General features: G+C 46.1%; 23 protein-coding genes. 18 read left to right on the top strand and 5 right to left on the bottom strand.

Annotated features, from left to right (window positions below; all coding sequences use genetic code 11):
- Positions 1 to 11 precede the first annotated feature (11 nt).
- The 5 genes from BBR47_RS07660 to htpG all read left to right on the top strand — a co-directional run bounded on the left by BBR47_RS07660 (position 12) and on the right by htpG (position 6,265).
- Positions 12 to 719, top strand: coding sequence for a response regulator transcription factor (locus tag BBR47_RS07660; RefSeq protein ID WP_173362196.1), 708 nt, complete (start codon positions 12 to 14; stop codon positions 717 to 719).
- Complete coding sequence (locus BBR47_RS07665) at positions 706 to 2,085, top strand: HAMP domain-containing sensor histidine kinase (protein WP_012685193.1); 1,380 nt, start codon at positions 706 to 708, stop codon at positions 2,083 to 2,085. The genes BBR47_RS07660 and BBR47_RS07665 overlap by 14 nt, the downstream gene beginning before the upstream one ends.
- Positions 2,086 to 2,241: 156 nt before the next feature.
- The gene (gene catA, locus BBR47_RS07670; protein ID WP_012685194.1) at positions 2,242 to 2,901 is read left to right on the top strand and encodes a type A chloramphenicol O-acetyltransferase; all 660 of its coding nucleotides are present in this window, start codon (positions 2,242 to 2,244) and stop codon (positions 2,899 to 2,901) included.
- 81 nt (positions 2,902 to 2,982) lie between these two features.
- Entirely contained in the window at positions 2,983 to 4,146 is a 1,164-nt protein-coding gene (locus tag BBR47_RS07675; protein WP_012685195.1) for a substrate-binding domain-containing protein, read from the top strand.
- A 238-nt stretch (positions 4,147 to 4,384) separates the two neighbouring features.
- Positions 4,385 to 6,265, top strand: coding sequence for a molecular chaperone HtpG (gene htpG / locus BBR47_RS07680; protein ID WP_012685196.1), 1,881 nt, complete (start codon positions 4,385 to 4,387; stop codon positions 6,263 to 6,265).
- Positions 6,266 to 6,334: 69 nt separating this feature from the next.
- On the opposite strand, the gene BBR47_RS07685 is transcribed toward htpG, so the two are convergent.
- Entirely contained in the window at positions 6,335 to 7,096 is a 762-nt protein-coding gene (locus BBR47_RS07685) for an SDR family NAD(P)-dependent oxidoreductase (RefSeq protein WP_012685197.1), read from the bottom strand.
- Between the two features lie 114 nt (positions 7,097 to 7,210).
- Here BBR47_RS07685 and BBR47_RS07690 point away from each other — a divergent pair, with 114 nt between their 5' ends.
- Complete coding sequence (locus tag BBR47_RS07690; RefSeq protein WP_012685198.1) at positions 7,211 to 7,588, top strand: MerR family transcriptional regulator; 378 nt, start codon at positions 7,211 to 7,213, stop codon at positions 7,586 to 7,588.
- Positions 7,589 to 7,672: 84 nt separating this feature from the next.
- On the opposite strand, the gene BBR47_RS07695 is transcribed toward BBR47_RS07690, so the two are convergent.
- Complete coding sequence (locus BBR47_RS07695; protein ID WP_012685199.1) at positions 7,673 to 8,308, bottom strand: DUF5701 family protein; 636 nt, start codon at positions 8,306 to 8,308, stop codon at positions 7,673 to 7,675.
- A 161-nt stretch (positions 8,309 to 8,469) separates the two neighbouring features.
- On the opposite strand from BBR47_RS07695, the gene BBR47_RS07700 reads away from it, so the two are divergent.
- Entirely contained in the window at positions 8,470 to 9,177 is a 708-nt protein-coding gene (locus BBR47_RS07700) for a MerR family DNA-binding transcriptional regulator (RefSeq protein WP_041749303.1), read from the top strand.
- A 56-nt stretch (positions 9,178 to 9,233) separates the two neighbouring features.
- Here BBR47_RS07700 and BBR47_RS07705 read toward each other — a convergent pair whose 3' ends face one another.
- Positions 9,234 to 11,063, bottom strand: a complete 1,830-nt coding sequence (locus BBR47_RS07705; RefSeq protein WP_012685201.1) for an adenine deaminase — start codon at positions 11,061 to 11,063, stop codon at positions 9,234 to 9,236.
- 108 nt (positions 11,064 to 11,171) lie between these two features.
- Here BBR47_RS07705 and BBR47_RS07710 point away from each other — a divergent pair, with 108 nt between their 5' ends.
- Complete coding sequence (locus BBR47_RS07710) at positions 11,172 to 11,513, top strand: hypothetical protein (RefSeq protein ID WP_041749304.1); 342 nt, start codon at positions 11,172 to 11,174, stop codon at positions 11,511 to 11,513.
- A 49-nt stretch (positions 11,514 to 11,562) separates the two neighbouring features.
- Here the strand turns inward: BBR47_RS07710 and BBR47_RS07715 are convergent, their stop codons facing one another.
- Positions 11,563 to 12,933 carry an amino acid permease gene (locus BBR47_RS07715; RefSeq protein ID WP_041749305.1) on the bottom strand — a complete coding sequence of 457 codons (1,371 nt, stop codon included), beginning with the start codon at positions 12,931 to 12,933 and terminating at the stop codon, positions 11,563 to 11,565.
- 416 nt (positions 12,934 to 13,349) lie between these two features.
- Here BBR47_RS07715 and BBR47_RS07720 point away from each other — a divergent pair, with 416 nt between their 5' ends.
- The 6 genes from BBR47_RS07720 (at position 13,350) to BBR47_RS07750 (ending at position 18,944) form a co-directional block, all read left to right on the top strand.
- Positions 13,350 to 14,093, top strand: coding sequence for a metal ABC transporter ATP-binding protein (locus BBR47_RS07720; protein ID WP_012685204.1), 744 nt, complete (start codon positions 13,350 to 13,352; stop codon positions 14,091 to 14,093).
- Positions 14,093 to 14,953 (top strand): metal ABC transporter permease, encoded by an 861-nt coding sequence (locus tag BBR47_RS07725; RefSeq protein WP_012685205.1) that lies wholly within the window; start codon positions 14,093 to 14,095, stop codon positions 14,951 to 14,953. Before BBR47_RS07720 ends, BBR47_RS07725 begins: the two co-directional genes overlap by 1 nt.
- A gap of 15 nt (positions 14,954 to 14,968) precedes the next feature.
- Positions 14,969 to 15,913 carry a metal ABC transporter substrate-binding protein gene (locus BBR47_RS07730; protein ID WP_012685206.1) on the top strand — a complete coding sequence of 315 codons (945 nt, stop codon included), beginning with the start codon at positions 14,969 to 14,971 and terminating at the stop codon, positions 15,911 to 15,913.
- A 160-nt stretch (positions 15,914 to 16,073) separates the two neighbouring features.
- Positions 16,074 to 16,793, top strand: coding sequence for a YebC/PmpR family DNA-binding transcriptional regulator (locus BBR47_RS07735; protein ID WP_012685207.1), 720 nt, complete (start codon positions 16,074 to 16,076; stop codon positions 16,791 to 16,793).
- Positions 16,794 to 17,752: 959 nt separating this feature from the next.
- Positions 17,753 to 18,328: a hypothetical protein gene (locus tag BBR47_RS07745; protein WP_012685208.1), complete on the top strand. Its 576-nt coding sequence runs from the start codon at positions 17,753 to 17,755 to the stop codon at positions 18,326 to 18,328.
- A gap of 22 nt (positions 18,329 to 18,350) precedes the next feature.
- Positions 18,351 to 18,944 carry a hypothetical protein gene (locus BBR47_RS07750; RefSeq protein ID WP_012685209.1) on the top strand — a complete coding sequence of 198 codons (594 nt, stop codon included), beginning with the start codon at positions 18,351 to 18,353 and terminating at the stop codon, positions 18,942 to 18,944.
- 849 nt (positions 18,945 to 19,793) lie between these two features.
- Here the strand turns inward: BBR47_RS07750 and BBR47_RS07755 are convergent.
- Positions 19,794 to 20,732 carry an ABC transporter substrate-binding protein gene (locus BBR47_RS07755; RefSeq protein ID WP_012685210.1) on the bottom strand — a complete coding sequence of 313 codons (939 nt, stop codon included), beginning with the start codon at positions 20,730 to 20,732 and terminating at the stop codon, positions 19,794 to 19,796.
- Positions 20,733 to 20,982: 250 nt separating this feature from the next.
- On the opposite strand from BBR47_RS07755, the gene BBR47_RS07760 reads away from it, so the two are divergent.
- The 4 genes from BBR47_RS07760 to BBR47_RS07775 all read left to right on the top strand — a co-directional run bounded on the left by BBR47_RS07760 (position 20,983) and on the right by BBR47_RS07775 (position 25,638).
- Positions 20,983 to 21,219: a hypothetical protein gene (locus BBR47_RS07760; RefSeq protein WP_012685211.1), complete on the top strand. Its 237-nt coding sequence runs from the start codon at positions 20,983 to 20,985 to the stop codon at positions 21,217 to 21,219.
- A 43-nt stretch (positions 21,220 to 21,262) separates the two neighbouring features.
- Positions 21,263 to 21,679, top strand: coding sequence for a VOC family protein (locus BBR47_RS07765; protein ID WP_012685212.1), 417 nt, complete (start codon positions 21,263 to 21,265; stop codon positions 21,677 to 21,679).
- Positions 21,680 to 22,061: 382 nt separating this feature from the next.
- A complete protein-coding gene (locus tag BBR47_RS07770; protein WP_012685213.1) occupies positions 22,062 to 23,792 on the top strand; it encodes an ABC transporter ATP-binding protein in 1,731 nt (576 codons plus the stop codon).
- A gap of 1 nt (position 23,793) precedes the next feature.
- Positions 23,794 to 25,638 carry an ABC transporter ATP-binding protein gene (locus BBR47_RS07775; protein ID WP_012685214.1) on the top strand — a complete coding sequence of 615 codons (1,845 nt, stop codon included), beginning with the start codon at positions 23,794 to 23,796 and terminating at the stop codon, positions 25,636 to 25,638.
- The last annotated feature ends 56 nt before the right edge of the window (positions 25,639 to 25,694 follow it).

Genomic DNA, 25,694 nt, shown 5'->3' on the forward strand with positions numbered 1-25,694 from the left:
GACATGAGGCGATGGAGGGAAATACAATCAAAACGATACTGATCATCGACGATGAAGCACAAATTCGTGAACTACTCAGTATTTATTTGAAAAATTACGGGTTTGCTACTTATGAAGCAGGTAATGGGGTTGATGCGCTGGCTGTATTCTCAAACGTGCAAATCGATCTGGTTATTGCTGATATTATGATGCCGATGATGGATGGATACGAGTTATTAAAAAAGATTCGACATATTTCCGAAGTTCCGTTTTTGTTCCTGTCCGCTAAATCGGACGATATGGATAAAATTATTGGACTGCAGCTTGGCGCTGACGACTATGTGGGGAAGCCTTTTAACCCCATAGAAGTCGTCAGCAGAGTTCAAGCGTTATTCAGAAGAATGGATGTATTTTCTAAAGGTGAAAAGCAGAACCATGAAATCATACAAATTGGCGATGTCATGCTCGATTTGGTGAGCTGTAAGCTGTACAAAAATGGACAGCAGAAAGAAGTGACATCGTACGAGTTCAAGATTTTGTCTTTACTGATGAAGCATGCGGGGAGAGTTTTTACAAAAGCATCCATTTACGAGCATGTTTGGGGGCAGGAATACATAGGGGATGAAAACCTCATCATGGTCTATATCAGCAAACTCAGGGAGAAGATTGAGGATAACCCAAGAAAGCCAGTTTATCTTATTACGATCAGGGGGTTAGGCTACCGTTTTGAAAAAAAATGAGAGCATCCCCGACAAGCCGCCGTTAAAACAACTGTTTTTTCGGCACTATGTTGTGATAAGCTGTTTGTTCTTATGCACGATTATGATTGCTCTTTTGGGGACAGACCTGTTGATGGACAACTATTTTGATAAATCGCCTGATTTGACCCGAGTGGACGGCAGTAAAATATACCAGTACCCTTTTGAAAAGATTGATGGTCGGTTGTTAGACGAGTACGGTGGCTGGTTCGAGATCGTGGATGAATCGGGGACAGTCATCTATGTAAAAGGCAACAAGGAAGACAATATCATGACATATAGCGATGGAATGCTGTACGCTAAAGTGGACATACTGCGAAATGATGATTCAATTTTCTACCATGCCTTTCAAGTGCAAGGGCCAGAGGGTGAGACCTATGTTCTGTTATGGAAAATTCCTGAGCGGTCGGAAATTATATCATTGGCGTTTGGAATCTTACTAGCGTTGTTTGTCGTTCTGTTGTTCATCGCCCTTTATTTCTACACCCGGTACTCCGTCTTGAAGATGAAGAAGCCTCTCCGGCAAATTGTAGAGGGCATTAAAGAGATGGAAGGCTTCAATTATCAGAAGAGGCTTACATTTTCGGCTGAAATGGAATTTGCAGAAATCCGAGAAGCATTTAACGGAATGGCAGAACGACTACAGCAGACCTCTGAAGAGAAAGAAGCGGTAGCGAACAACAAAAGAAACATGCTGTTGCATTTGTCTCATGATCTGAAAACACCGATTACCTCTGTATTCGGGTATTCTCAGTTGTTGCTGGATAGGCCGGAGCTAGAAGAAGAGCAAAGGCGTCAGTATGTTCAATATATTAACGACAAATCGTCTTATATGGCCCATTTGATTCAAAATTTGTTCGAACTGGCAAAGCTGGAAGACCAGCACGTGAGACTGGATCAAGAAAAGGTGAATATTAGTAAGTGGTTTATGCAGCTTGTTGCGGAATTTTATCCGGAAATAGAAGATAGGGGATTTCAGTTGGAAGTGAAAATTCCAGAGGAGCCGCTGTTTGTCATGTTCGACAAAATGCATATGAACCGCGTTATTACGAATTTGATCGGTAACTCACTAAAACATAATCCTCCGGGAACGCAGCTATTCGTTTCATGCGAGAAAATAGAGACCGGCGTTGTTCTGTGGTTGGGTGATAACGGTATAGGTGTTCAAAAGGATGTTAGGGAACACATTTTTGAAGAGTTCATAAAAGGGAGCAATCCTGTGAAAGATAGCACCGGACTCGGTCTAGCCATTTGTAAAAAAATTATAACGTTACATCAGGGGACCATTCATTTTGAAAGAAATCAACGGTATACGACTCTATTTAAAATAACTTTGCCTCTTGAATGAGCGGTACTCTTCTTGTGGCAGTCTGATGTCAGGAAGAGATACAAATGGTATGCTGGAAGGGTAAGGCAGGATTGGAGAAGGGGATGGTGTTATGAAAAGGACACGCAAAATCACCTCCTAAAATCATGATGGTTTCGATTTTAGGAGGGATATCCAATGGAATTTCAGCGAATCGATCTAGATAATTGGAGCAGAAGGTCTTATTTCGAGCATTATCTGAACCGAGTGAATTGCACTTTCAGTATGACTGCCAACATAGATATAACGGAATTGCTGCCCGCTCTACGGCAAAAGGGGATGAAGCTGTACCCGGCTTTTCTGTATATGGTGACAAACGTTGTCAATGCGCATCGTGAATTTCGGACTTCCTTTCATGCGGATGGCGAGTTGGGCTATTGGGAGAGCATGATACCCAGCTATACTTTTTTTCACCAGGACGATCAAACTTTTTCTACGATGTGGACGGAATTCGACGACGAGTTCCCTGTGTTTTATCAAAATTACGTAGCGGATATGAAGCAGTACGGGGACAACAAAGGTCTTGTGGCAAAAGAGTTGGAACCGCCTTATACGTTCCCTGTCTCGTGTATTCCCTGGGTTAGCTTTAGTGGGTTTAATCTGAATATTACGGGAGATGGGCGATATTTGCTGCCGATCATTACGAGCGGAAAGTATTTCGAGCAAGAAGGCAAAACGTTATTGCCTGTTTCTTTGCAGGTCCATCATGCGGTTTGTGATGGCTATCACGCCAGTCTGTTCATTAATGATTTGCAAAAATGGGCAACAAACTATAAGGAATGGTTAGGTGTCGAGTGAATTGGCTCGTTTGGTATGCTTCTCCTTCCTAATCTCTTCCAATCACTTATAATAACGGTAGGAGAACTGGGAGGAGAAGGAATGAATAAAGAATTGGTAGGAAAAGTCTTCGGCTGTATCGTTTTAGGTGCGATCATTACTGTGATCGGAGTCGTGGCGATGGTAATGACTGCCTTGAACGCACAGGGAAGAGTTTATTCCCTACTTGTCGCTGTCACGACAGTCGTTTTTATCCTTTACATCATCGGGCAAATGTTCGCCCCGCAAAAGAGTCGGTTATGGAACAGAGCCCTCTTTGTCTATTTTCTCTTTTGTACGCTGCCAGTTGCAGGATATGAGATCAGCAGCTATTACCATAATAGCATTCCTATGGTCAGTGAGGCAGAGGTCGATCAGGAACAATATAAACCGTTTCGTACAGGCTCCAAAATTCAAAAGCTTGATCAACCTGCGACACTGTCATTACAGTCTGATTTGCCCAAAATAGATGGGGCGACTGCCTTGTATCCTCTTTACGCTTCCTTTGTGCAGGCTGTTTATCCCAAGAAGGATTACGACCTTGAGAACAGCGAAGTCATGGTAAGCAAAACGCCAAAAGCGTACGAAAACTTATTGGATGGCAAAGTCGATGTCATCTTTGCAGCAGCTCCTTCCGAGGAACAGCTCCTAGCAGCCAAAGAAAAAGGCGTTGAGCTGAAGCTGACCCCAATCGGAAGGGAAGCCTTTGTCTTTTTTGTCCATGCAGAGAGTCTTGTTCAGGGACTCACTACTCAGCAGATTCGGGGCATCTATGCGGGAGACATCATTTCTTGGGAGGAAGTCGGGGGTGGGTATGAGTTCATTCGCGCCTTTCAGCGTCCGGAAAATAGCGGGAGTCAGACGATGCTCAAGAAGATCATGGGAGGTAAAGAGCTCATGAAAGCGCCACAAGAAGACGTGGTAACAGGAATGGGTGGAATCATTGAGCAAACAGCCAACTACAGAAATTATTCGAATGCCATCGGTTACTCGTTCTTGTTTTATGCCACGGAGATGGTGCGAAACGGAAACATTCGTCTACTCGCTATTGATGGGGTTAAGCCTAATAAGGAAACGATAAAAAACAGAGCGTATCCGTTTGCGGCGGAGTTTTACGCAGTGACAGCAGGGACGGACAATCCGAATGCAGAGAAACTGATCGAATGGATTTTGTCTCCGCAGGGACAAGAATTAGTAGAAAAAACGGGCTATATTCCAGTGAAATAATCAGTAGCAAGTAAAGGAGACCCTTGGGCAATTGACCCCGAGGGTTTCTTCTTCGCTTTTGTGGTTCGTAACGGTAGGAGGGGCGGCACCTCGTCACAGATGGACGCACAGACTGGCAGGTTCATATTGACAGAAAAATCTAAGACTGTTATAAAAATAGTAAATAGCACTCGCGAGGTGAGAGTGCTAATATTGAAAAAGGAATACATAAGAAGTCCGGAAGGGTGGGTATTTTTTCATGGAAAAAAAGCAGTTTCAAGCAGAATCTACACGTCTGTTGGAAATGATGATCCATTCAATTTACACACAAAAGGAAATCTTTTTGCGCGAATTGATCTCTAATTCCAGTGACGCGATTGACAAAATCTACTACAAATCGCTCGTCGATGAGCAATTGGTGTTTGATAAAGAGAACTATTTTATCAAAATAGCGGTTAACAAAGATACCAGAACTTTGACCCTGACAGATACCGGGATCGGCATGACGCAGGATGAACTGGAAAATAATCTGGGTGTCATTGCGAAGAGCGGTTCGTTGGCGTTCAAAAAAGAAAACGACGCAAAGGATGGCTACAACATCATCGGTCAATTCGGCGTAGGCTTCTACTCGGCCTTCATGGTTGCCGACAAGGTTACGGTCATCAGTAAAGCACTGGGCAGCGACACGGGGTACAAATGGGAGTCCAGCGGTGCGGATGGCTACACGATCGAGCCTTGTCACAAAGATTTGGTCGGGACCGAAATCATTCTCGAAATCAAGGAGAATACAGAAGAAGAGAACTACGACGAGTTTTTGGAAGAGTACCGTTTAAAAGCGATTATCAAAAAGTACTCCGACTTCATTCGTTACCCGATCAAAATGGACATTACCCAGCATAAGCCAAAAGAGGGCAGCGAAAACGAATACGAACAAGTGACGGAAGAACAAATCGTGAACAGCATGGTTCCGATTTGGCGTAAAAATAAAAGCGAGCTGACAACAGAGGATTACGAACAGTTTTATGCGAGCAAGCATTACGGCTTCGACAAGCCGCTGGGACACATCCACATTAATGCAGATGGAGCCGTTGTTTATCAGGCGATTTTGTACATCCCGGAGAGCATGCCATTTGATTACTACTCGAAGGAGTACGAAAAAGGTTTGGAGCTGTATGCGAACGGCGTACTGATCATGAACAAATGCGCGGACCTGCTTCCAGACTACTTCAGCTTTGTTAAAGGGATGGTTGACTCCGAGAGCCTGTCGCTCAACATTTCCCGTGAGATGCTCCAGCATGACCGTCAATTGAAGCTGATTGCGAAAAACATCACGAGCAAAATCAAAAGCCAGCTCCAAAGCTTGCTGAAAACAGAGCGGGAAAAATATGAGCTGTTCTACAAGTCATTTGGCAGACAGTTGAAATACGGCATGTACAGCGACTACGGAACGCATAAAGAAACATTGCAAGACCTGCTGATGTTCTACTCTTCCAAAGAGAAAAAGCTGGTGACGCTACAAGAGTATGTAGAGAGAATGCCAGAAGATCAAAAGTACATCTACTACGCGTCCGGCGAGTCGATCGAGCGAATCGAGAAGCTGCCGCAAACTGAGCTCGTATCCGAGAAAGGCTACGAAATCCTGTACTTCACAGATGACGTCGATGAGTTCGCGATCAAAATGATGATGAACTACAAGGAAAAGGAATTCAAATCCGTATCGAGCGGGGATTTGGGAATCGAACCGGGCGAAGAAGAAAAAGCAGCCGAAGCCGAAAACGAGAACAACAAAGATCTGTTCGACTATATGGCATCGCTGCTCGAAGGAAAAGTCAAAGCTGTAAAAGCTTCCAAGCGCTTGAAGTCACACCCTGTCTGCTTGTCGACAGAGGGTGAAGTGACGATTGAAATGGAAAAAATCCTGAATGCGATGCCAAACAATCCGAGTGTGAAGGCAGACAAGGTACTGGAGATTAATGTGAACCATGCGGTGTTCCAGTCGTTGAAGGGTGCATTTGACACAGACAAGGAAAAGGTCAATTTGTATACGGCACTTCTGTACAATCAGGCTCTCTTGATCGAAGGCTTGCCAATTCAAGACCCGGTTGAGTTTACGAACGATATTTGCAAAGTAATGGTGTAATCACAAAAAAGGGGATGAGACTTGCTCATCCTCTTTTTTATGCGGAAAACGTCTAGGAGTGACAAAAAACTAGTTGCTTGGCCTTGGTACATACGTGAAGATTGGATCTCTAAGCTCGAACTCATATGTTGCTCCATTCACGATTCCAACGACCTTCTCACTGTCATATAAATCGAGTAAGAAACCGGCCATTTGTTTAGCTGTATGGAACTTAGGAACTGCACCAGCATATTCAAAGTGATCCATATCAAGGGAACGCTTCGCAAACTCGGTCTCTGTTGCAGCAGGTGCCAATACTTTTGCTTGCATGGCTGCTCCGTTCTCCCTCAATTCTTGTGCCAGACCTTCCGTAAAGGCACTAACATAGAACTTCGTCGCGCAATAGGTCACGGCGTTAGCGATGATTCTGTAACCTCCGCCTGAAGAGATATTGATGATTTGCGTTCCATTCACATGTGCATAGTCACGAGCATAACGAGAAGATAGAATCGTTAGTGCTTCAATATTCAAGTGAAGCATGGACTCAATTTTATTCAAATCTTGTTCCCCGACAGAAGCAAAGTTTCCAAACCCTGCATTGTTAATCCAGGTCTCAATCTCATAATCCTTTAGACTGTCGTAAAAGTCATGAACATTTGCGCGCACACTTAAGTCAACTGTCCGAATGACCACATCCAATTTTGCGTTGATTTCAGCCACTTTTGATTGGAGCTTTTCTAATTCCTCTGTTCGACGAGCTGCTAAAATTAAGTTTTTTCCACGAGCAGCAAATGCCAGAGCGGTTTCAAAACCAATTCCTGAGCTTGCTCCCGTAATGACCGTATAATTCATGTATATCCCTCCTGAATTTATTCAATAGCTTCCATGGAGATGGAATGTTTCATTGAGTATACAGATTAGAGTAAACTCTAAGTCAAGGGTGTAAAAACTATTCGGAGGGTTCTCATGCGCAAGATTGGTGAAGTGGCACATCTATTAGGGATAAGCACACATACGCTGCGGTATTATGAAAAGGAAAAAATAATGATTCCGGATCGCGATGAAAGCGGTGACAGGCGATATAGCGATTCGCATATTCAATGGCTGCGATTTGTTATCAAGTTAAAAGAAACGCAAATGCCTATCTCGAAAATCAAGAAGTACGCTTCCCTGTTTTTAGAAGGAGAACATACTGCCTCAGCTCGATTGAGTCTTTTAGAAGATCATAAACATTATATTGAGCAACAAATAAAAACTTTAATCGATGTGGATGGTATGCTAGAGCGTAAAATTGTTGCTTACAAAGATTTCATCAGTAAAACCGAGCAGCCAAAGCACAGGTAGACTAAGCTCCATTGCACGCGTGCATGGAAACAAGCAGGCTTGTGGAAGATGGATTCATGGATAGAAAAAACCTTGAGTGAGGCTTCAAGGTTTTTTTTCGTCCAAACGAGCTTGGCAGGAAGCTGAACCGAGCCACGTATGAGGATTGCCGGCCCAGCACCAGCCTAGCTTCGGTTTATTTTCGCTGATCCACATGGCTGTCACGCGTCGGTCGCCACAACGAGAGCCGAGCAGAGAAAAGCCGTTGTTTTTCTTTACCCGATCCGGGAAGTGAGTGATCAGGGCAATCCCTTCCTCCAGCGTGAGCGGAGAACGCTGTTGCTCCAAGAGGATGGGCATCGCGTCATTCGGAGTGATGTTCAGCGTCTCATTTCCTGTATCAATTCCGGTCATCAGGTAAGCCATTCCTGTAGGAATCTCGATGCTTTCGATGGGTGTAAATCGCCGGATTTCTTCTGCATCCATGACACTGAAGCCAGCTTTCTTTTTCCGCTCGATTGCTTGCATCGCTTTTTCTCCGTCGAACCAATCGCCTTTTACCACGAGAACAAAAGGGATAAGGCCCTCCTGCTGTTCGTCTTCTTGAATGGGAAGAGCTTCTGCCAGTGGTTGCAGCGGGACCAGACTTTTCCTGAACTCTTCTGCTGTCATGCCCGCCATTTCAGGATAGCCCTTTTGAATGAGTGTTGTTAGTTGCCGTTCGAATTCTGCTCTGTGCATGGGTTAATGCGCCTCCCTCCACTTTTCACATTCATCTTACAACATTCGTGCTAATTCAAAGGTTTTTCCAAAATAAAAGGAATAAAGCAAATTTCGGTTGAAGTAACTTTACAACTTAGCTTTAATCTTGATGGAAGAAAATCGGAAGGAGGCTGTCTGCCATACGCCCTATTGATATTGCACGTAAGCTGAAGCTGAGTACAAGCGCCTTGCGAAATTATGAAGCACATGGGCTGGTTCCGCCTGTAGAGCGGTCAGCGAGCGGCTACCGGAAATATACGGAGGAACACGTCGCTTATTTTACCTGTATTCAAGCCATGTCTCCTGGCTTTGGGATGGATGTGACGGCGCAGGTGATGCGGCTGATCCAGGATAAACAGTTGCAGGCTGCTCTGTGGCTTGTGAATGAGGTACAGGCTAATTTGCAGAGGGATAAGCAGTTAGCGGAACGAAATTTGGCGATGCTTGAAGACGGCCGAGCAGGTAAGGTGGAGGAAGCTGGAATCAGCGAATGGATGACGATTGGAGAAGTAGCAACCATGACTTCTCTGCCCAGCTCAACCATCCGCCACTGGGAAAAGGTTGGACTTATTACGACTTCCCGCGATGAGAAAAATGGCTATCGTCTTTTCAATCGCTCGCAAATCCGTAAAATCATGCTGCTTCGTACGCTGCGACCTGCTGTCTATTCTTTATCGGTTGTGGAGTTAAAGGAAGCCATTGCGAGCATGAACGAAGAGGATGTAAAAGAGGCTCGAAACATCGCTTTGGAAACGCTGCGCTATCTGGATCAGATGAATCTCGTACAAACACGTGGGGTTTTCTATTTCTATCAATTAGGCAAAGTGGTTCAGTTGGTCGAAGAATAGGGTAGCGAAAAGAGAAAACCCTCTTCTGCTCATTCGCAAAAGAGGGGATGTCATCGTTATTCCACAAACAGTGATACTCGCTCAAATCCTGCATCTGAAATGCGAATCAAGCCTGTATCCGATATGTGCAATGTCGGTATGACGACCAGAGCAAGCAAAGACAATGTCATAAAGGCGTAGTTCATCGTGCAGCCAGCCTTCACCAAGGCTTGGCTAATCTCCATGGACTGCTGGACAACTGTTTCATAAGGCTCGGTCGACATCAGTCCAGCTAAACGCAGCGGAAGCTCCACCATTTCGCCGTCTCCAGTCACGACAGCGATACCACCTTGCATGCTGATCACAGCATTGGCTGCTTGTGCCATCCGCTCATCATCGTTTCCGATGACAAGCACGTTATGGCAGTCATGGGCGACAGTCATGGCAATCGCTGCTGGCTGGTTAAATCCGACATTGCCGACAATCCCGATGCCAGAGCCGCCTGTTTTCCCATGGCGTTCGAAAACAGCCATTTTGCACAAGGTACTCTCGGGCGTAATCTGGAGCTCGCCATTTGCGACAGCCACATCGACAAACACTTCTTCCGTCTCTACGTGATTTTCGCGGACAACTGCGACGCGTGTCTTGATCGTCCCGGACGGAACGGGGGTCTTGATGATGAAGTCAGATGGAGTGAGCTCAGCCTTGATTTTCACAGAGTTGATGGCAAACTCAGGGTAAGGGAACGGAGAAAGCTCGAGCGTCATTTCACCGTTTTCCGCCACTACTTCACCGCGTGCGATCGTCGTCACGACATTTACATCAGCCAGATTCCCGTCGAGCAAAATGATATCGGCGATGATACCCGGTGCGATCGAACCTACATCTCGTGCGACACCGAATCGTTCTGCTGTATTAATGGTCGCCATCTGGAAGGCAGTCACAGGCTTGACTCCTTGCGAGATCGCATGTCTGACGATGAAGTTCATATGACCTTCTTCTTTCAACGAATCACAGATGCGGTCATCGGACACGAGCATCATCCGGCGGGAGTCAATGCCCTGTTCGGTGTGTGCCTTGATCGTTGCCGCAACATCGTGCCAGGCTGAGCCGCGGCGCATTTTGGCATACATGCCAAGGCGTACCCGCTGTGCGACATCTTCGCTGGTCACACACTCATGGTCGCCGGTTACACCCGCAGCGGCATAAGCAGCCAGACGCGGATCACTTGACGGCCATGTATAGTGACCATCCACTACTTTTCCTGCCCGAAGTGTCGCTTGAATTTCTCCAATCATTTTCGGGTCCCCGTACACAACACCAGGGAAATTCATGACTTCTCCGAGTGCGATCATATCGGGTCCCCAGCTCAATGCTTCCGCGACCTCGGCTGGTCCGAATTCTGCCCCAGCCGTTTCAAAAGAAGCATCCGTTGAAGGGACGCAGGAAGCGACCTGCATGTAAGCAGCCATCGGGGTTTGTCTCGCCTCATCCAGCATGATTCGCAAACCGGGTAGACCGAGAACATTCGAGATCTCATGCGCGTCGAAAAAGCCGCCTGTCGTTCCGAGCGGCAATACCGCATTGGCGAACTGCGTCACGGACAGCATGCTGCTTTCGATATGACAGTGCCCGTCTAACAGTCCTGGTGCCATATACTTTCCTTTTGCATCGATGATCGTGGTGGATTCATCCGTCATTCCTTCCACAAAAGGACCGACATAGGCGATACGGGTGCCAACAACAGCGATGGACATATTCGGCAAGATTTCACCGGAGAGAACATTGACGAGAGTGCCGTTATGGATGAAGAGGGTCGCTTTTTTCTCCCCTCTGGAAAAGGCAACGAGATCAGGAATGCAATCTGCGAGTGGAGGTCTTGCAAAGGACGAATGTTGCTGTGTCATGTTTACTATCACCTCATGCTGGATTTGGTTTTTTACATATCGTACACATCGGAGGCGAAGGAAGCTAGTTTTCTCTTAGAAAAATTTTTGAAAAAGAGGGTGCAGTGGATGACGAGAGTAAAAGTCAAATACCTAAAAATATCGTCCTACCTAAAGCTGTGCGTAGGCGCTGGGGTTTCAATTGGGATTTTGGATGGGGCCTTCCGTTTTTTATTATTACTCGTAATGGGGCAGTTGAGCACTTCGGAAGCATTGCTATTCAGTATGCAGGTAAAGGGATGGATAGCGGGAATTTTGCAGTTGCTTTCTGTACCGTTGCTGTATGGGGTGGGTACAGTCTTGTTTGGCTGCGTCTCCTATTTTCCGTTTATGTACTACCTAAAATGCAAGAAGGGGCTTGTGATCGAAGGGGTATTTGAAGGGGATTATCACGAGGACATACCAAAATAAAGCACCTCCCATTTTCACCGTTGTTGAAAGTGAAAACAGGAGGCACTGCTTAGTGTTCTGCTACCTCTATTTCATTTGTCTTTGTTTTCCGCAGTTTGTAAATCGCAACGAGTAAAATAAACCACACAGGTGTGATGAACAAGGCGACTCGTGTATCTTCCGCGAGAGCCAGCACGACCAGAATGAAGGCCAGGAATGCCAGGATCAGGTAGTTGGCAAACGGATAGAGCGGCATTTTAAACGAATTCGCTTTTGCTAAATCTGGTCTCGTTTTGCGATATTTCAAATGACAGATGACGGTAATTCCCCAAATAAAGATAAAGCAAACGGTCGAAACGCTAGTGATCAGTGTAAATACGCCTTCTGGCATGACGTAATTCAAGACAACGGCGATAAGGATAACAATCGTCGAAAAGAGGAGTGCATTTGCCGGAACCTTATTGGCAGTCAGTTTGGTAAGGGGCACAGGTGCATTCTTTTCTTTGGCAAGGGAGTAGACCATACGGCTTGTACTGAAAATGGCGCTATTACATGCGGAAGCGGCAGATGTCAGTACGACAAAGTTAACGATACCGGCAGCGGCTGCAATGCCAATCGCTGCGAAGACCTGCACAAACGGACTCTCTAACGGGTTGATCGCGTTCCAAGGATAAATGCTCATGATGACGATGAGTGCGCCAACATAGAAAATCAAAATCCGAATCGGGATTTGGTTAATCGCTTTTGGAATGACTCGTTTTGGGTCTTCTGTTTCACCGGCTGTCAGACCGACGAGCTCGATTCCAACAAATGCGAACACGACCATCTGGAAGGAGAGAAGGAACCCATTGAAGCCGTTCGGGAACATACCGCCATGACTCCAGAGATTGGTGAAGCTGGACGCACCAGCATTCGTAGAAAAGCCCTTGATGATCATGAAAATGCCGACAAAAATCAGAGCGAGAATCGCGATGACCTTAACCAGCGCGAACCAAAATTCCATTTCTCCAAAAAGCTTCACGGTCGCCAGGTTCATGATTAACAAAATCACGAGGGCGATTAAGCCTGGCATCCACTGCGGTATTTCCGGAAACCAAAATTGCGTATAAAGACCAACAGCTGTCAGGTCGGCCATGGCGATGGAAATCCAGCAAAACCAGTAAGTCCAGCCCGTGACAAATGCGGCCATATTCCCCAAATAGTCTTTGACGAAATCCACAAAAGAATGGTAGTTCAAATTGCTCAAGAGGAGCTCCCCGAGTGAGCGCATGATTAAAAAGCAGATGATGCCTGTAATCAAGTAAGCAAATAAGATGGATGGGCCGGCCAAATGAATCGATTTTCCTGCGCCCAAAAATAATCCTGTTCCGATTGCTCCGCCGATCGCGATAAGTTGTACGTGTCTGTTTTTCAGACCTCTCTCCAATTTTTGATCCTGCATACGATCCACCTCTCTCTATTTTTAGTTAGTTTTTAATTTTTAGATTTTTACCAAACAGATAATGTTCATATTAACATAACTATTGTTGTTTCACATATGTTTATTTATTTTTATAGAAAAAAAGCTTTTAATTATGAACGAGATAGGAACATTTTGGAAGTGTTGGCTTTTTTAAACAAAGGCCGCACTTTTTTTGTATTTCAGAAAAAAGAAGATATTGACATGAGAATGGAAATCATTTAATTTTGCATTAAGGAAACTTTTTTATACATAACCACATTAGTTTTCTTGAGTAAATATTATTGGTACAAGACTACATTGTTGTGTGTAGGCATATATGCAGATAGGAATTACCCGTTTCACCATCGTTTTCTGGACGGGATCATACAACGGGCTATCATTTGGAGGGAAGAAGCATGGAATCGGCTATCGCGGTAAGGGACTTGCATGTCTCCTACTTTGGGAACGAAGTTGTTCGGGATGTCTCGTTTGACGTTGAGCTAGGGAGTATGGTTGGAATCATCGGTCCAAACGGGGCAGGGAAGTCAACCCTGATCAAAGCGCTCTTGGACCTCATTCCGAGAGACAAGGGGAATGTGCGGATTTTTGGGAAAGAGACAAATGAATTCCGGAAGAAAATCGCCTATGTACCACAGCGGAGCATGATTGATTGGACGTTTCCGATCACCGTCATGGATACCGTACTGATCGGAACCTATCCAAGCGTCGGACTATTCAAATTTCCGAAAAAAAAAGAAAAAGCGTGGGCGCTGGAATGCTTGAGAAGAGTAGGGCTGGAGGATTTCCGCGACAGGCAGATTGGGGAGCTCTCCGGCGGGCAGCAACAGCGTGTCTTTCTCGCAAGGGCACTTGCACAAAAACCGGAGCTACTGCTTCTGGACGAGCCGTTTGTGGGGATTGATGTAGCGAGTGAGGACACCATCATTCGCATTTTGAAAGAGCTGCAATTTCAGGATAAAACAATCGTGGTCGTCCATCATGACTTGTCCAAAGCATATGCGTATTTTGATCAGCTTCTTCTCATGAACAAAGAATTGATCAAGTTTGGTACGGTCGATGAAGTACTGAATCGAGAAGTCATGTCGAGAGCATATTCCTATCAACTCCCATTTCTCGAAAAGACCGAGGTGCTTGCATAATGGATTTCTTGATGGCAATTGGACAGTATGAGTTTTTGCAAAAAGCATTGTTTACATCTGTAGTGGTTGGGTTAATCTGCGGCGTCATCGGTAGCTTTATCATCTTGCGCGGAATGTCTTTGATGGGGGATGCCATCTCACACGCTGTTTTGCCTGGGGTGGCTCTCTCCTATGCTTTTGGGATCAATTTCTTCGTGGGCGCTGTTTTAACGGGTGTGCTAACCGCAGTTGGAATTGGCTACGTGAGCCAAAATAGCCGCATCAAGAATGACACGGCGATTGGAATTTTGTTCACGTCCGCCTTTGCAATTGGAATCATCATGGTTACGATGCTGAAAAGCAGTACCGATCTGTATCACATTTTATTCGGGAATGTATTAGCTGTGCGCTCGTCAGATATGTGGGTGACGGTTGGTATCGGGGTCATCGTCATCGTGACAGTCTACGCTTTTTTCAAAGAACTGTTACTGACTTCGTTCGATCCGACCATTGCTGCTGCCTACGGCTTGCGTAACAACCTCATTCATTACTTGCTGATGACCTTGCTGACGATGGTAACTGTCGCTTCCTTGCAAACCGTAGGAATCGTGCTCGTAGTCGCCATGTTGATTACACCGGCTGCTACCGCTTATCTTTTGACGGACCGTTTGTCGATCATGATCTTCTTGGCTGGCGGTTTTGGGATGCTGTCTTCGGTTATTGGTCTTTATTTTAGTTTTACCTATAATTTGGCCTCTGGTGCCACGATTGTCGTGGTTGCAACTGTGCTCTTCTTCCTGGCCTTTCTCTTCTCCCGAAAACACGGGGTGGTATGGAAATCAATCCGAGCTCGGCAAAAACGAATCGAGCTCTTAAAGTAAAGGAGAATTATCGTCATGAAGAAGTGGAATCTGCTTTTCGTTTTTCTACTAGCAACCGTATTAATGGCAGCGTGTGGTGCTCCGCAAAGTGCGAACGAGCCCACGAAATCAGAGAGTGACAAGCTACAGGTCGTAACCACGTATTCGATTCTGTATGACATCGTGAAAAATGTTGGGGGAGATCGAGTAGAGATTCATAGTCTCGCTCCGATTGGCTCCAATCCTCATGAATATGACCCACTACCTGCTGACGTGCAAAAAACGACGGATGCAGACGCGGTTTTCTACAACGGACTGAATTTGGAAGCAGGTAACTCCTGGTTCGATAAGCTAATGACCACAGCAGGCAAAACAGGTCCGGATGCACCCGTGTTCCGTCTCAGTGAAGGCGTAGCAGCTAAGCACTTGACGACCAAAGGCAAGGAGAGCGAAGAAGACCCGCACGCTTGGCTGGATGTACGCAATGGCATCAAGTATGCGGAGAACGCCAAAAATGCCCTGATCAAGGTGGACCCAGCGCACAAGGAAACGTATGAGCAAAACGCCAAGAAGTACATCGAACAGCTGACTGCGCTACACGAGGAAGCGGTTAAGCAGTACAACCAGATTCCGAAAGAACAGCGTTTGCTTGTGACGAGCGAGGGAGCGTTCAAATATTTCAGCGAAGCGTACGATTTTGAAGCGGCATACATTTGGGAAATCAACGCTGAGAACCAAGGAACACCAGAGCAGGTCACACAGGTGGTCGATACAATCCGTGCGAAGAAAATCCCGGCTCTGTTCGTAGAGACGAGTATCGATCCGCGCAGCATGGAGATGGTATCGAATGAAACGGGTGTACCGATTGTCGGGAAAGTATTTACAGATTCGCTCGGAAAGCCGGGAGAAGATGGTGATACGTACATCAAAATGATGGAATGGAATATCAAGACGATTTACGAAGGATTGACCAAGAAATAAGCTTCGTAAAAGCAAAGCACAGCTCTCCTAATCAGGGGCTGTGCTTTTAAATTCTTCCACTGCTTAACATCCTTCATCAGATTGAGGTATAATAGGCTAGTGTGCAAAAGGAATCCGGAGTATTCATATTTAATCTGTCATATTGAAAGAGAGTGGGATTATGGGTCGTAAGTGGAACAATATTAAAGAGAAGAAAGCTTCTAAAGACGCGAGCACCAGTCGTATTTACGCAAGGTTCGGGAAGGAAATTTACGTAGCGGCAAAGCAAGGCGAGCCGGACCCAGAGTCCAACCGTGCTCTGAAGGTCGTCCTGGAGCGTGCTAAAACGTACAGCGTACCGAAAGCGATTATCGACCGCGCGATTGATAAAGCAAAGGGCGGCTCTGATGAAACGTTTAGCGATCTGCGCTATGAAGGCTTTGGGCCAAACGGTTCCATGATCATCGTGGATGCACTGACCAACAACGTAAACCGCACAGCTCCTGAAGTGCGTGCCGCTTTCAACAAAAACGGCGGTAACATGGGCGTATCCGGTTCGGTTGCTTATATGTTTGACCCAACAGCGGTATTTGGTTTGGAAGGCAAATCCTCTGATGAGGTGTTGGAAATCTTGATGGAAGCGGACGTAGACGTGCGCGACATTTTGGAAGAAGACGGTGCTGTCATCGTTTACGCAGATGCAGAACAGTTCCACGCTGTACAAGAAGCACTCAAAAATGGTGGCGTTTCAGAGTTTACGGTAGCTGAACTGACTATGCTGCCACAAAACGAAGTAACGCTGACAGAAGATGTACAAGCGCAATTCGAAAAGCTGATCGATGCTTTGGAAGACTTGGACGATGTGCAGCAGGTGTACCATAACGTTGATTTAGGTGAATAAGTTTTTAATGGAGAAGACCTTTGTTTTAGGACAAGGGTCTTTTTTATGTGCTGTGTATTGGCTGTGGTGAGGAGAAGAATATTTCCAGTCTGGGCTCCAGGCTCCGTCCTGCTGAGGGTTGAGACTGTCCGCTCCGAAGGGATTTGCGGGGAAACGCAAAAGTGGTAGCCGCTACGTCGCTCGGGCACGGTTGCGTTTCTTTTGCCCGCAAATCCCTTCTCCGCTGGGTAGGACTCCACAAGTCGCTACGTCTGGAAATATTCTTCTCTGTCGGAATTTCTCACATACTTCAATCTTTTAGGTCGTTAAAAGATCGGTAAACACGGAAGCTCGTAGAGGAAACAGGAGAAAACAGCGAAGATCTTTGGTACACCGACCGAGACGGAATGCAAAAAGCGAAACACGCCCTTAAGCGTCCACCTCTGAGAAGGCATCCTGAAAGGACCACTTTGGACGCGGTTTCGCTTTTTGCATGGAGTCGGGCAGTGAATCCCCCAGTGGGTGGGACAAGAAGCTGAGCGTTTTCTCCTGTTTCCTCCCCACCACTACAGCGACACTTATGTGGCTGAGGTGAAGAGAAGAATATTTCCAGTCTGGGCTCAAGGCTCCGTCCTGCTGAGGGTTGAGACTGTCCGCTCCGAAGGGATTTGCGGGGAAACGTAAAAGTGGTAGCCGCTTCGTCGTGCGGGCACGGTTGCGTTTCTGTTGCCCGCAAATCCCTTCTCCGCTGGGTAGGACTCCACAAGTCGCTACGTCTGGAAATATTCTTCTCTGGCGTAACTGCATGCAATCTTCAATTTTAAAGCTGGTCGAATGCATCAAAGCAAGCAGATAATTAGTAACTTATCATCCCATTCAATTAGTAGAATTAAAACGGATAATTACAAATATTTACAATTTTATTTCTGTCATATATTATGGGCTTGATGTTAAAATTTTCTTGATCAGGAGGATATTTTATGTCACGTAAAAGGAAAAAAGTTGCTGCTGGTTTATTCACTGTCATTGCCTCGCTTTCATTTTTTACAACAAGTGCATTTGCTGACTATCTCGGAGGAGAATGGGACATCTATGATGTTACATATGAAGATATCAATTTAGATGAAAAATACTCGGATTTACTTTGGTCTGCTGCTGACCAGTGGAACGCAATCAGTAATATCAACCTTTCGCCAGCAGACACTAATGAAACTGGTTATATTTCTGTAGAACACCCAGATTCAAGAGTCGAAAAGGAGCTTTATAGGCTTGGTACATATGGACTTGGAATACCATATGATGATAGAGGCAGGATGAATCGATCTCCATATGCGTCAGCCAACATAATAATTGTAAGGTCTATGTGTGACGATCTTGACACGGATGACACGATAAAAACTATGACTCATGAATTCGGTCATACACTTGGTCTTGCTCATCCTGAAGATACTAGTGTAGATTCCATAATGGATAACAACGATGTATTTGACTGGGATATCCACGGTCCTACAAAGTATGACAAAAAAGAACTTCGAGGTCTCTACGACAACAACTAATTATGGAAAGGATGTGTGAACATTGAAAAAACTGATTGCTATTGTGTCTGTGACAGCAGTAATTGCTGGTGTTGGTTCTGCACTGATGTATAAAGAATTCAACCATTCAAACTCTCATAGCGTTGCTCTATCTAGAACATTCAACTCTACTGAAGAAATAGTCAAAAAAGCTAATGTAATCATAAAAGGAAAAGTACCATCTGAGTTTAGACAAGAAAAAGTGGGTACTGTTGTTTATAATGTATACGAAGTGCAAGTGGATAAATTATATAGTAACCTTTCTGACGCCAAGATAACTGAAGGTGAAAGCATCGAACTTTATCGTCTTATAGGTCTAGATTTAGGTGACAATAAAGAGATTGCTAACGTAGTTGATGCGAATTATCACGAGTTAGAAAAAGGTGAATATCTGCTATTTTTGAGTGGCGAATATGATGACGAATTGAAAAAATATACTTATATTCCAAACACACCTAATCAATTATTTAAAATGAACAGTTCGAATGGCTTAAGATCTAATCAATCAAACGTTGAATTTGAAAATATAACTGAGGCAGGTGAGCTTCCTTCCATCAATGAGGCAGATTTGTTAGAAGTAATAGAATCAATGAAGTAATTTTATCTTAGGCGCTTCCTATGAAGTGCCTTTTTTAATCTCAATATATACAGCATTCCCGATGACAGCAATACAGTAACAACGTAAGGTTTATATGATGTGGCTGCGGTGGAGAGAAGAATATTTCGAGACTAGGCTCCAGGCTCCGTCCTGCTGAGGGTTGAGACTGTCCGCTCCGAAGGGATTTGCGGGGAAACGCAAAAGTGGTAGCCGCTTCGAAGCACGGGCACGGTTGCGTTTCTGTTGCCCGCTGGTAGGACTCCACAAGTCGCTACGTCTGGAAATATTCTTCCCTAGCGTTACTGCTTACATTTCATCAATCTTTTAAGGCTTTTAAAACCCGTCTTAATCTGGAAAGCTCGTAGAGGAAACAGGAGAAATTAGCGAAGATCTTTGGCACACCGACCGAGGCTCCATGAAAAAAAGCGAAACAAGCTTTTAGCGTCCACCTCTGAGCCACCCCCTGAATGGACGACTTTGGACGCGGGTTTCGCTTTTTTTCATGGAGCCGGGCAGCTTACGCTACCCTGGGGGTGGGACAAGAAGCTGAGCGTTTTCTCCTGTTCCCCACCACAACAGCCCGACAAACGATTTTTAAAAGAAATAAAACCGCCTCCATAAAGGAGACGGCATATATCGAGCTCGTTAGTTTTGAGGTGCTACCGATCATCACGTGCGACGCATCTACCTCCAGTATGAAGTTAGAAGCTTAAAGCAGTGTACGGTTTCCCTTACTCACTAGGTGATCGTGTAAATCATCCATGGCACATCGCCTCCGTAAAGGTCTACAGCCTGATTGAAAACACACCACCGAGCTCGATGAGTATAGTATGGGCAAAGCCCATCTTTTTATTCACTCATCTGTAGCATCTGTTTTCGAATAGCATTTAAAAACTGTTGGTTGCTGTAGGCCGTGCCACCAGCTAATCCTGGTTCTACTGCATTCACGTACATTTGATCAGCTTTGACTGCACGTAGATTTTTCCATGCAGGCTTCTCTTGCAACTGCTTGAAAGCGGGCTGGTCTTCTTTGTTAACCATCACAAACAAGTAGTTAGGATCTTCTTTTGCCAAAGCATCCATAGAGAGTGCGGTACGCTCCTTCATGTTCGCGACGACATCTGGGACAGGCAGGGCCAAGTCCGTATATAACAGGTTATTATACCGTTCATCCTTTGGATAGGCGTAAAAGGAGCCTTCTTGGAACCACAGCGTCAGCACTTTCTTTTCCGGGAGTGGAGCGAGCTTGTCGCGGAGTTCCTGTGCATTTTGCTTCACTTTCCCTATAAAGGTATCCAAATTGTCATCTCTTCCACGAACATCAGCGAGCAAACGCAAGTTTTCTTGCCAATGAGCTCCGTTCGTAGAGACGGGAATGACGGATGCAGCGGTTTGTAATTTGGCCAAGTCTTCCTTGGAGGTCTTGTCAGTTGTCATGATGACGTCAGGTTCGAGGGCAACCAGCTCACCTAGGTTCTCAGTTATATGATAGGGGAGCTGCTTGGCATTTCTAATCATGGCTTGATATTCCGCCGGAAACTTTCCGTTTTTATCCACCGTAGCTGCGACGGGCGGGATTCCCAGCAAGAAAGAATCTTCATACGAAGCAGGGAAGCCAACGAAAACAATAGCTTTGGTTCTGGCCGGAATTGTATAAGTGTTGCCTAAGTAAGTGATCGATCTGGTCGGTTTTGCTGCCGCTGAATCGCCCGTTTGTCCACCATTTCCGCAGGCTGCCAGGACGAGGAGCAAAGCAGCAATCGGGATAGCTAGTAGCCGTTTATACATACAGGTCACTCCGTTCTTACTTCTTGTGTTATCAGGAAAGTAGCAGGACTCATGTAAATTATAGGCTACCCGATCCATCCGTCGCTGTTGCATTCCTGAACATTTTCAAACATTCTGCTGTAACCTTTTTCCTGCTCAAGACACTAATGGGTATCCAAGAAAATTTTCGCATATGAAAGTAGTCGATCAGCCGACAGCAAGAGAATGGAGGAGCTTCTTTGTATGAAGAAATGAAACATCAGGTCATCATATGGGGGGCTATACGGTTCACTTTGATGTGGACAGGAAACAGGTGATCGGAATCATTCCTCCGGATGCAGAGGATTCTAAACCGCTTCCTAACAAAAGCAAAGCAATGTCACGGGAAGACGCGACTAGCGTATACGTCACCCATCGTCCGCTCCGATTGGTCTACAAGCTGATGGAGAACCCGGCTACATGGCAAAATAGCAATCCAGAAGAAGCCTCGGGTAATGGGAAATGCTAGGATATAGACATCAAGGAAAAACAACCCCGAGGAGGAATCACACATGGCATTGCAATCCAAACAAATTTTCGTCAATTTACCGGTGAAGGACCTCAACAAATCAATCGACTTTTTTACGGCGATCGGGTATGAATTTAACCCGCAATTTACGGATCAAAAGGCAGCATGCATGGTAATCGGCGAAAATATTTTTGCCATGCTGCTCGTCGAAGAGTTTTTCCAAACGTTTACGAAAAAAGAGCTGACGGATGCAACCAGAAGTACCGAGGTCATTGTCGCGTTGTCTGCGGACAGTAGAGCGCAAGTCGATGAGATCGTAAACAAAGCATTTGCTGCGGGCGCAACTCCAGCGAAAGACCCGGTTGACCATGGCTTCATGTACGGCTGGAGCTTTCAAGATTTGGACGGCCATCTGTGGGAGTTCTTGCATATGGATCAAGGCGCTGTTCCACAGGAATAATAGACCAAGAAAACGAACTGAGGGCAAAAAGCACGGGATCGAAAAAAGATTCCAGCTTTTTGCCCTTTTTTCCATTCTATACTGGCACATCCCAAGTGGATTCCCGTCCGGGTCAAACAAAGGTCTGCACCCAAGCTTTTCTTCATACCATTTTGCAGACGCGCTTGGGTCCGTCACACGTATAAAAAACCCTTCCATGCCTTTTAACAGTGATTGAACCATCTTTTCATCTCCCATTCGACCAAAAATCAATCACCTAACATTTTCGACGACGATGGTAGGAAAAACCTGGAATTCCCACACTTTCATTTTGACAATCACTCGTGACATTTCGCTAGCTAAGCGTTATCTTGTACGTAAAGAACACAGATGGGGTGAACGGATGCGCTTCTACACAACCTACATAAAAAAATACGGCGTAGTCGCCGGGATTTCCATGTTTTTCTTAGCTTTGGAGGCGGTATGTGATCTATTGCAGCCGACGATTCTGTCTCACATTATCGATACGGGTATCGGAAACCGGGATATGGATTACGTGCTCAAGACAGGCGGGCTGATGCTGCTCGTTACGGCGTTGGGGGCAGTCGCGGCATCGATCCGCAATGTGCTGGCGACATACGTGTCGCAAAACTTTGGTGCGCAGCTGCGCGCAGATTTGTTTTCCAAAGTGCAATCCTTACCCTTTGAAAACCTGAACAAGTTCGATAGAGCCTCACTCGTGACACGTCTGACTAATGACGTCAATCAAGTGCAGATGTTTGTGAACGGCATGATGCGAATATTCGTCAAAGCGCCGTTGATGTGCATTGGCGGGTTGTTTATGGCAACCCAATTGAACGTGGATTTGGCTGTGATTCTCGCCATTGTCGTACCCATTGTGGGTCTGTTTATTTTCTTGAATATGAAAATCGGTTTTCCGTTCTTCCTGAAGGTACAGCAAGCACTCGACCGAGTGAACGGTGCGATGCGTGAGTATTTATCTGGGGTACGAGTCGTTAAGGCATTCAATCGCTTTGATTTTGAGCGTGGCAAGTTTACACGGGCAAACGAAGAGCTGCAGTCCAAATCGGTCTCGGCTACGCGGGTGATGTCGATCTTCAGTCCAGCGATTATGCTGACGATGAATCTCGGAATTGTCGCGGTCCTCTGGCTTGGGGGGCTTGGCGTAGAACAAGGAAGCATCGAGGTCGGTCATATCATCGCGTTTACGAACTACATGACGCAAATCCTGTTTTCACTCATGATGATTTCCTTGGTATTTAACATGTTTGTGCGGGCCAAAGCATCGGCAGGACGCATCGGAGAAGTATTTGCGGAGGAAAACCAAATGAGCTGGAAGGAGGAGCAACCTCACGAGCTTCCAGGCAAAAAGGGACGCATCGACTTCGAAGAGGTCAGCTTCTCGTATGATGGAGAAGGCGGTCAGCCAGTACTCAAGCAGATTTCGTTTACTTGTCTGCCGGGGGAGACAGTCGGGATTATCGGGTCGACAGGCTCTGGAAAAAGCAGTTTGGTTGGTTTGATTCCACGGTTTTATGATGTAACGGAAGGCACGATTCGAGTAGATGGCATCGATGTACGCGATATCGAACCGAAGCGATTGCGCGAAAAAATGGCAATTGTGCCGCAAAAAACCATGCTGTTTACGGGCACGGTGATGGAAAACATTCGTTGGGGCAAGGCAGAGGCGACCCACGAGGAGGTCGAGCAAGCGGCACGTATGGCGCAGGCTCACGAGTTCATCTCCGCCACTCCTGAAGGCTATGAGACACGCGTAGGACAGGGAGGAGTCAATTTCTCTGGAGGACAGAAGCAGCGTATTTCCATAGCCAGGGCCTTGGTGAAAAAGCCGGAAATCCTCATTCTCGATGACAGTACAAGCGCGGTAGATGTGGCAACAGAAAGGAAGATTAAGGATGCGCTTCGAGCCTATGCGGCTGGTCTTACCTGCATTTTGATTGCACAGAGAATAACCTCCGTTATGGATGCGGACAAAATCATCGTGCTCGACAATGGTGAAGTTGCGGGCATCGGTACGCATGACGAATTGATGACCTCTTGTCAGGTCTATCAGGAAATCTTTCAGTCACAAATCGGCCGGGAGGTGAAGTAAGGTGAGTCAACAGAAGCAACAACAACCTGTCTTTTCACCGAGACCTGGCCGAGGCTTTGGACATGGTGCTGCCAGAGGTCCAGTAAGTAAGCCTAAAAATTTTTCGGGTACGCTAAAAAGACTCTGGTTAGCTTTTGGCAAAGAAAAGAAGCTGCTGCCGATCGTATTCGCCATTGTATTTGTCGATGCTCTACTCATGCTGTCTGCCCCTTATTTGATCGGAAAGTCGATTGATGCGATGACAGGTGGCGAGGAAGCTCTTAGCTTTTTGTCTATCCTCATTCTTGCTTTGCTCGGCTCGTATATCTTCGATGGGGCACTGACGTTTTTGCAAAGCTGGTTGATGGCAGGCATCTCGCAACGGATCGTCACGAACTTGAGGCAATCCCTTTTTGACAAGCTGCAAAAGCTGCCAATTGCTTATTTCGATTCGCGGACGCACGGGGAGTTGATGAGCAGGCTCACAAATGATATCGACAACGTCAGCAGCTCCATTTCCCAATCGACAACGCAATTGATGTCAGGGGGGATCGTGATCCTCGGTTCGCTGGTGATGATGCTCGTCCTGTCTCCGATCCTGACACTTGCATGCCTGATCACGGTGCCACTCGTTTTTCTGCTCACACGAACAATTGCCAAACGAACGAGCGTACTGTTCAAAAATCAGCAGATGGAGCTAGGTAAGCTAAATGGACACATTGAAGAGACGATTTCAGGCATTCAGGTGGTGCAGGCCTTCAATTATGAGCAAAAAGCCATTGAGGACTTTACGACGATCAATGACCGGCTCAGCAAGATCGGGATGAAGGCACAAGTCTGGACGGGCTTTCTCATGCCGATCATGAACGTGATTAACAACCTCGGCTTTGCCATGGTGGCGATTGTCGGAGGTGTTCTCGCTGTCAAAGGATTGATCACAGTCGGTGTGATTGCGAGCTTTCTCAGTTATTCCCGCCAGTTTGTCCGTCCGCTGAACGACCTCGCCAACATTTTCAATGTGCTTCAATCCGGTGTTGCTGGGGCGGAGCGGGTGTTTGAGGTGTTGGATGAACAAGAGGAGCCAGTGGATTCTCCGGGTGCCACTGTGCTCGCACAGCCTAAGGGTCACGTTGTTTTCGATCAGGTTAGCTTTGGCTATCGTCCAGATCAACTGATTTTGAAAAATATCAGCTTCGAGGCACAGGCGGGGAGTACCATCGCGTTAGTCGGACCGACGGGTGCAGGCAAGACCACCATTGTGAATTTGCTCACGCGGTTTTACGATGTGACCTCGGGTACGATTTATTTGGACGGAAAAGACATTCGAGAGTATTCGCGGGACAGCTTGCGGCGCAGCTTTGGCTTTGTTTTGCAGGATACGTACTTGTTCTCTGGTACGATCAAGGAAAATATTATGTACGGCAAGCCAGATGCGACAGATACGGAGGTAGTAGCCGCTGCGAAAATGGCAAATGCAGATGTGTTCATCAATCGGCTTCCGATGCGTTATGACACGATGCTGACGGAAAATGGGGGCAACCTGAGTCAGGGACAACGCCAGCTTTTGGCGATTGCCCGCGTCATACTCGCCAAGCCCTCGCTGCTCATACTCGATGAGGCAACAAGCAGCATCGACACACGGACAGAGCTGAATATCCAGGATGCGCTCCTCACCATTATGGATGGGCGTACGAGCTTTGTGATTGCACACAGGCTTAATACCATTCGGGATGCCGACACGATTATGGTCGTGGATCGGGGAGAGATCGTGGAAAAAGGCAGTCACGATGAACTTATTGAGCAAAAAGGTACCTACTATCAATTGTTTTACAACCAGTTTAAAAATCTGGAGGCTGCTGGGGAATAACAGAGCACCCCGTCCAAACACGGAAATGACGTGGAGGGCGGGGTGCTTTTTAATAG

This window comes from Brevibacillus brevis NBRC 100599, from assembly GCF_000010165.1.
Classification (GTDB): domain Bacteria; phylum Bacillota; class Bacilli; order Brevibacillales; family Brevibacillaceae; genus Brevibacillus; species Brevibacillus brevis_D.

Bases quoted from the DNA above. Each gene is read 5' to 3' on its own strand.
- BBR47_RS07735 (WP_012685207.1), top strand. From the start codon at position 16,074: ATGGGTCGTAAGTGGAACAATATTAAAGAGAAGAAAGCTTCTAAAGAC.
- BBR47_RS07725 (WP_012685205.1), top strand. From the start codon at position 14,093: ATGGATTTCTTGATGGCAATTGGACAGTATGAGTTTTTGCAAAAAGCA.
- htpG (WP_012685196.1), top strand. From the start codon at position 4,385: ATGGAAAAAAAGCAGTTTCAAGCAGAATCTACACGTCTGTTGGAAATG.
- BBR47_RS07710 (WP_041749304.1), top strand. From the start codon at position 11,172: ATGACGAGAGTAAAAGTCAAATACCTAAAAATATCGTCCTACCTAAAG.
- BBR47_RS07730 (WP_012685206.1), top strand. From the start codon at position 14,969: ATGAAGAAGTGGAATCTGCTTTTCGTTTTTCTACTAGCAACCGTATTA.
- BBR47_RS07770 (WP_012685213.1), top strand. From the start codon at position 22,062: ATGCGCTTCTACACAACCTACATAAAAAAATACGGCGTAGTCGCCGGG.
- BBR47_RS07765 (WP_012685212.1), top strand. From the start codon at position 21,263: ATGGCATTGCAATCCAAACAAATTTTCGTCAATTTACCGGTGAAGGAC.
- BBR47_RS07695 (WP_012685199.1), bottom strand. From the start codon at position 8,308: ATGCACAGAGCAGAATTCGAACGGCAACTAACAACACTCATTCAAAAG.
- catA (WP_012685194.1), top strand. From the start codon at position 2,242: ATGGAATTTCAGCGAATCGATCTAGATAATTGGAGCAGAAGGTCTTAT.
- BBR47_RS07715 (WP_041749305.1), bottom strand. From the start codon at position 12,933: ATGCAGGATCAAAAATTGGAGAGAGGTCTGAAAAACAGACACGTACAA.
- BBR47_RS07755 (WP_012685210.1), bottom strand. From the start codon at position 20,732: ATGTATAAACGGCTACTAGCTATCCCGATTGCTGCTTTGCTCCTCGTC.
- BBR47_RS07660 (WP_173362196.1), top strand. From the start codon at position 12: ATGGAGGGAAATACAATCAAAACGATACTGATCATCGACGATGAAGCA.
- BBR47_RS07705 (WP_012685201.1), bottom strand. From the start codon at position 11,063: ATGACACAGCAACATTCGTCCTTTGCAAGACCTCCACTCGCAGATTGC.
- BBR47_RS07690 (WP_012685198.1), top strand. From the start codon at position 7,211: ATGCGCAAGATTGGTGAAGTGGCACATCTATTAGGGATAAGCACACAT.
- BBR47_RS07685 (WP_012685197.1), bottom strand. From the start codon at position 7,096: ATGAATTATACGGTCATTACGGGAGCAAGCTCAGGAATTGGTTTTGAA.
- BBR47_RS07675 (WP_012685195.1), top strand. From the start codon at position 2,983: ATGAATAAAGAATTGGTAGGAAAAGTCTTCGGCTGTATCGTTTTAGGT.
- BBR47_RS07760 (WP_012685211.1), top strand. From the start codon at position 20,983: ATGGGGGGCTATACGGTTCACTTTGATGTGGACAGGAAACAGGTGATC.
- BBR47_RS07720 (WP_012685204.1), top strand. From the start codon at position 13,350: ATGGAATCGGCTATCGCGGTAAGGGACTTGCATGTCTCCTACTTTGGG.
- BBR47_RS07745 (WP_012685208.1), top strand. From the start codon at position 17,753: ATGTCACGTAAAAGGAAAAAAGTTGCTGCTGGTTTATTCACTGTCATT.